The sequence below is a fragment of the Streptomyces sp. NPDC056161 genome, assembly GCF_042268025.1.
Taxonomy (GTDB): Bacteria; Actinomycetota; Actinomycetes; order Streptomycetales; family Streptomycetaceae; genus Streptomyces.
Genome location: NZ_JBHJUV010000125.1, coordinates 1 through 5200, shown reverse-complemented (window position 1 = coordinate 5200; position 5200 = coordinate 1). Strand labels below are relative to the sequence as shown.

The following is a 5200-nucleotide window of genomic DNA, read 5'->3' as shown; positions in this document are numbered from 1 at the left end:
ACCCCCCAGGTCATCCCTTCGACAGGGGGCAGACAGCCATACCGGGCCCGGAGGCCAGGCGCCCCATTGCGGGGCCACGAGAAAGGTAACGGGGGCTGAGTAGTGCCCCATGCGCTCCGCTGAGAATTGACAGTTTGTTACTCGCTACCACTGGGTTCTCTGGTACGTCTGGCCGAAACGGTCGAAACCTGACAGGGCACACATGCCCCACGCCTCCGAATGCCGGATCGAGACGTATTGCGTTAGTGCGCACTCCAACTCCTAGGTTCGGAAGCATGCGATACATCAAACTCGGAACGACCGGACTGGAAGTCTCCGCCATCACCCTCGGCTGCATGAGCTTCGGCGAGCCGGACCGGGGCGGCGAGCCCTGGTCGCTGGGCGCGGACGCCAGCCGGGACATCATCAAGCAGGCCCTTGAGGGCGGCGTCAACTTCCTCGACACGGCCAATGGGTACAGCGCTGGAAGCAGCGAGGAGATCGTCGGCCAGGCGGTCAAGGACTTCACCCGGCGCGAGGAGGTCGTTCTCTCCACCAAGGTCTGGATGCGGATGCGCCCCGGCCCGAACGGCGCCGGGCTGTCCCGCAAGGCGATCTTCGCCGAGCTCGACGCCTCCCTGAAGCGACTGGGGACCGACTACATCGATCTGTACCAGATCCACCGCTGGGACTACGACACCCCGATCGAGGAAACCCTTGAGGCGCTGCACGACGCGGTCAAGTCCGGGAAGGTCCGCTACATCGGAGCCTCTTCCATGCACGCCTGGCAGTTCGCCAAGGCCCTGTACCTGGCTGACCTGAACGGCTGGACCCGGTTCGTGTCGATGCAGGACCACTACAACCTCATTCACCGGGAAGCAGAGCGGGAGATGCTCCCGCTCTGCGCCGACCAGGGCATCGGCGTGATCCCGTGGAGCCCGCTGGCGCGGGGCAGGCTGACGCGGGCCAGGGACACCGCCACCGCGCGTGCCGAGACCGACGAGGGCGGCAAGATCCTCTACCGCGACGAGGACCAGGCAGTGGCCGAGCGCGTCCACGAGATCGCGGGCAAGCGGGGTCTGTCCGCGGCCCAGGTCGCCCTGGCCTGGGTCATGCGCAACCCGGCGGTGACCTCGCCCATCGTCGGGGTCACCAAGCCGGCCCAGCTGGCCGACGCGATCGCCGCGGTGGACGTCGAACTCGACGAGGACGAGGCCGCCTACCTGGAGGAGCCCTACCGGCCGCACGAGGCCGCCTACCTGGAGGAGTCCTTCTACAAGTCGCACCCTGTGGCGCGCTCCCGGTAGTCCGGGCTACCGCCGGACCTTCGACGAGTCCTTGGCCTCTGCTTTGACAGCCCTGTGGTCGGCCCGGCGGTGCTTGCGGGCGGTCGCGCGCAACTGCATGATCCGCGCGCTGCCCGCCACCGCGGCCGGCAGCAGGGCCACGCGCAGCGGAACGTGCCCGTGGGCACCGAAGTAGCTGACGTCCACCGACCGTTCCTGAGTTTGGTCAATTCGTAAGAGATTTCGCGGGTAGGGGCGTCATTCTGATGTGACGTGGGCCCCGGGATCCGTTTTGACGTGGGACTCCTGTATCTCTACATCTGAAGACGGAGCACCGGTGCCCGCCGTCGAAGCATGGGCGATCGAGCCCTTGTGGGTCCAGTTCGGGGCCCTCCTGCCACTGCATCGCGAGACACATCCGTGGGGCTGTCACAACCCACGGATCCCGGACCGGATCGTGTTCGACAAGCTCGTCGCGAAACTCGTCTTCGGCGGCTCGTACGAGAAGCACGCCGATCAATCGTGCTCGGCAACCACGATGAGAACCCGACGCAACGAGTGGATCACGGCTGGTGTCTTCGCAGGGCTGGAGCAGATCGTGTTGGAGACGCCGCCCACCTACGACCGTGTCGTGGGCCTGGACCTGGCCGACATCACCGTCGACGGGCAGATCACCAAAGCGCCCTGCGGTGGCGAGGTCGCCGGGAAATCACCGATTGACCGGGGAAAACTCGGGATCAAGTGGTCACGGATGACCGACGGACGCGGGATCCCGCTGGGCTGTGTCGTGACCGGCGCGAACCGGCACGACTCCCCGTTTTTGCGCCCGACGCTAGAGAAGCTCGGGCGTTTCGAGCTCGCGTTGCCTGAGCAGATCACGGTGCACCTTGAGGCGGGCTACGACTCCACGCGTGCAGGGCTGCTTGGCGGGGACGCGCCCGAGCAGTGCGGCCTCCTGGGCCACGCCGCAGGTCCGCTTCCGCCGAAGGGCCAGGAGGGAATTCGGATTCAACTGCGGGGGCGGCAAGCGCGGCAGGACGCGGCCCGTGGTCAGGCCGGCCTCTGCCACACGAGTTCGGCCGTGCGCTCCGCGCCCCACAGGCGGGTGGGGGTGCGGAGGGCGAGGGTGAGCAGTGGGCCGTCGAAGCGCACCTCTCGTGTCTGGGGATGTCCGGTCCAGTTCGGGAAGAGGCTGGTGGTGACGTGATGCTCGACAGTGGTGGCGTCGACGACCTCGAACGGTCCGCCGTACGCGAGGTAGCCGACCGTCGTCCGGGCCAGTTCCTCGGGCATGGCGTCCTCAAGCCGTGCGGAGCTCAAAAGCGGGCGATCGCTACGTCCCAGCTGGGCGGACATGTATCCCTGGGGGGTGTAAAGGATCAGTCCGTTCGGGTTGGGGCCAAGGGGCTCGATCACGTCCCCGTCAGTGTTCGTGGCGGTGTAGGACACGAGACGCCAGGCGCCGAGCAGTTTCCCGCGCAGCTCGTCGCGGGCCTTGCGTTCGGCGTCCGCAGCGGTGCCTTCGGTGGCGTTCATGGAAAGGGGCTCCTTCCATACAGGAGAGGGGGACCCCGTCCGTAGCGGCGGACGGGTCCCGGGAGAATGGTTCAGCACTGCGTGATATCGCCGTCCACCAGTCGAGACAGGTGCAGCGGGTTCGCCTCGCGCAGTGGCTGCGGCAGGAGTTCGTCCGGGAAGTTCTGGTACGTGACCGGGCGGACGAACCGCTCGATCGCGCCCATACCCACGGACGTGAAACGACTGTCGGAGGTCGCCGGGAAGGGACCGCCGTGGGTGGATGCGTAGGAGACCTCCTGCGGGATGGAGAAGCCGTTGAACACGATCCGTCCGGTGCGGCGTTCCAGAACCGGCAGAAGCCGTTGGGCAGTGCCGCGGTCCGCGGCCTCGGCGTGCAGGGTGGCTGAGAGCTGCCCGCGGAAGGCTCGGGCCGCCTCGAGCAGCTGTTCCGGTGCAGTCACCCTGACCAGCAGAACGGCCGGGCCGAAGACCTCCTCGCGCAGGGCGGGTTCGGCCAGTAGCTGCTCGCCGGTGACCTCGTACAGCAGGGACTGGCCAACCCCGGCGTGCGTGGGGGTGTCTCCCTCTGCGATCCGGACGGCGCCGTCGTCCTCCAGGCGCTGCGCGTTGCGGTTGTAGGCGTCGTGGATGCTGGGTGTGAGCATGGTTCGCGCGGCGGCCTTCTTCACCTCGGCGGCCGCTGCCGCACGCAGTTCCGCGAAGCCGGGTCCGTCGGCCGCGAGGAGGATAGCGGGCTTGAGGCATGCCTGTCCGACGTTGTACATGGCGCGCTGCACCAGGCTGGTGCCGATCTCCGCGCCATGGGCCGCGAGCGCGGCGGGCAGCACGAAGGTCGGGTTGACGCTGGTCATCTCGGTGAACACGGGGATGGGGTCAGGACGCTTCTGCGCCCGCCGGTAGAGGGCCATGCCGCCGCCCTCGGAGCCGGTGAACGTGACCGCCCGGACCAGCGGATGGTCCACGAGCTCCTCGCCGATCTCGTTGCCAGCGCCCCGGATGAGAGAGAAGACACCTTCGTGTAGTCCCGCCTTTGCCACGGCTTCCTGGATGACGCGGCCCTGTATTTCCGAGGCGCCGGGGTGTGCGTTGTGCGCCTTGACGATCACGGGGCAGCCGGCCGCGAGGGCGGAGGCGGTGTCACCGCCCACCCCGGAGTAGGAGATCGGAAAGTTGCTCGCGCCGAAGATCACCACGGGACCCAGGGCCACCTTCTGCAGCCGGTGGTCCAGACGTGGTGCGGGCTGCCGGTCCGGCTGCGCGGTATCGATGCTCGCCTGCAGAAATCGGCCCTGACGGACGACGGTGGCGAACTTGCGGAACACACCGGCGCTCCGCACGGCCTCACCCTCAAGCTGCGCCGCGGGCAGACCGGATTCCAGGGCAAGACGCTCCGCGAGCTCGTCCTTGACCGCATCGAGCTTGTCCGCGATGAGGTCAAGGAACGCGGCCCGCTCGGCCAAGCCGGTGTGGCTGTAACTGTCGAATGCTTCGTCCGCCAGGCGGACCGCATGGTCGACCTCGGCCGGCCCACCGAATGCGAACTCGGGCTCGATGAGCTCACCGGTGGCGGGGTTGAGCGCCTTCATGGCCCCGCGGTGGCGGCCACTCGGGAAGCTCCGATCACTCGCAGGCCGAGAAGGCTGCGACCCGCGAACGGGTCCTGCAGATCGCCTCCCGCAAGATTCGCTCCGAGGACATCGCCCGCCTCGGCGTCGCGGACCTCATGAACGAGGCCGGGCTGACGCACGGCGGCTTCTACAAGCATTTCGACTCACGCGATGACCTGGTCACACAGGCTGCCGCCGCGCTGGCGGAGGGCACGGCGAAGATGGGGCGCTCCGCACAGGAGAACGCCCAGGATCCGCGGGCCGGCCTCATCGACGCCTACCTGGCGAAGAGACACCGAGATGATCCGGCCACGGGCTGCGCGTTGGTCACCCTGGGCGCCGTCGCCGGTCGTGATGACCGGCACCTCAAAGATGCCTACGAGAAGCAGGTCCGCACATACCTGGACCTGATCGCGGGACTCGACGGCAACTCCGAGGATGCCCGGGCCGAGGCAATACTCACTCTCAGCGCCCTGGTCGGTGCCGTACTCATGGCCCGGGCCGTGGCTGACGAGGGCTTCTCCAACGAACTACTGGAGACGGTCAGAGCCCGGCTGACCTGATCCGCGAAGCGAAGACCTGGCGACGGACCTGAAGCCCACCGGGCATGACACCCGCGCGTGGCATCGCACGGGGTGGGCGCCCCTTCCCTGGACCGGACCCTTACGGCTGCCTGCCACCGACGGGCAGTTCGAGCGGGCCAAGGGCTACGTCCGCGACCACATCACCGTGGAGAAGGCAGCCCTCAGGAAGCCGATGGCGGCGGGCCGCACGGGAATCTCCGTGCGG

The 5200-nt window shown here is 67.9% G+C and carries 5 protein-coding genes and 1 pseudogene; 3 read left to right on the top strand and 3 right to left on the bottom strand.

Annotated features, from left to right (window positions below; translation table 11 throughout):
- The first annotated feature begins 275 nt into the window (after positions 1–275).
- Positions 276–1286, top strand: coding sequence for an aldo/keto reductase (locus ACFC09_RS45680; RefSeq protein WP_376539070.1), 1011 nt, complete (start codon positions 276–278; stop codon positions 1284–1286).
- A gap of 6 nt (positions 1287–1292) precedes the next feature.
- Here ACFC09_RS45680 and ACFC09_RS45675 read toward each other — a convergent pair whose 3' ends face one another.
- Positions 1293–1472 carry a hypothetical protein gene (locus ACFC09_RS45675; RefSeq protein WP_376539069.1) on the bottom strand — a complete coding sequence of 60 codons (180 nt, stop codon included), beginning with the start codon at positions 1470–1472 and terminating at the stop codon, positions 1293–1295.
- A gap of 130 nt (positions 1473–1602) precedes the next feature.
- On the opposite strand from ACFC09_RS45675, the pseudogene ACFC09_RS45670 reads away from it, so the two are divergent.
- A pseudogene (locus tag ACFC09_RS45670) lies at positions 1603–2178 on the top strand (IS5/IS1182 family transposase); the annotation flags it as partial.
- Between the two features lie 137 nt (positions 2179–2315).
- Here the strand turns inward: ACFC09_RS45670 and ACFC09_RS45665 are convergent.
- Positions 2316–2801: a lipocalin-like domain-containing protein gene (locus ACFC09_RS45665; RefSeq protein ID WP_376539067.1), complete on the bottom strand. Its 486-nt coding sequence runs from the start codon at positions 2799–2801 to the stop codon at positions 2316–2318.
- Positions 2802–2872: 71 nt separating this feature from the next.
- Positions 2873–4390 (bottom strand): aldehyde dehydrogenase (NADP(+)), encoded by a 1518-nt coding sequence (locus tag ACFC09_RS45660; RefSeq protein ID WP_376539065.1) that lies wholly within the window; start codon positions 4388–4390, stop codon positions 2873–2875.
- A gap of 74 nt (positions 4391–4464) precedes the next feature.
- On the opposite strand from ACFC09_RS45660, the gene ACFC09_RS45655 reads away from it, so the two are divergent.
- Positions 4465–4974 (top strand): TetR/AcrR family transcriptional regulator, encoded by a 510-nt coding sequence (locus tag ACFC09_RS45655; RefSeq protein ID WP_376539072.1) that lies wholly within the window; start codon positions 4465–4467, stop codon positions 4972–4974.
- Positions 4975–5200 lie beyond the last annotated feature (226 nt).

Excerpts from the sequence above, each read along its gene's own strand:
- ACFC09_RS45680 (WP_376539070.1), top strand. The coding sequence starts at position 276 with ATGCGATACATCAAACTCGGAACGACCGGACTGGAAGTCTCCGCCATC.
- ACFC09_RS45665 (WP_376539067.1), bottom strand. The coding sequence starts at position 2,801 with ATGAACGCCACCGAAGGCACCGCTGCGGACGCCGAACGCAAGGCCCGC.
- ACFC09_RS45660 (WP_376539065.1), bottom strand. The coding sequence starts at position 4,390 with ATGAAGGCGCTCAACCCCGCCACCGGTGAGCTCATCGAGCCCGAGTTC.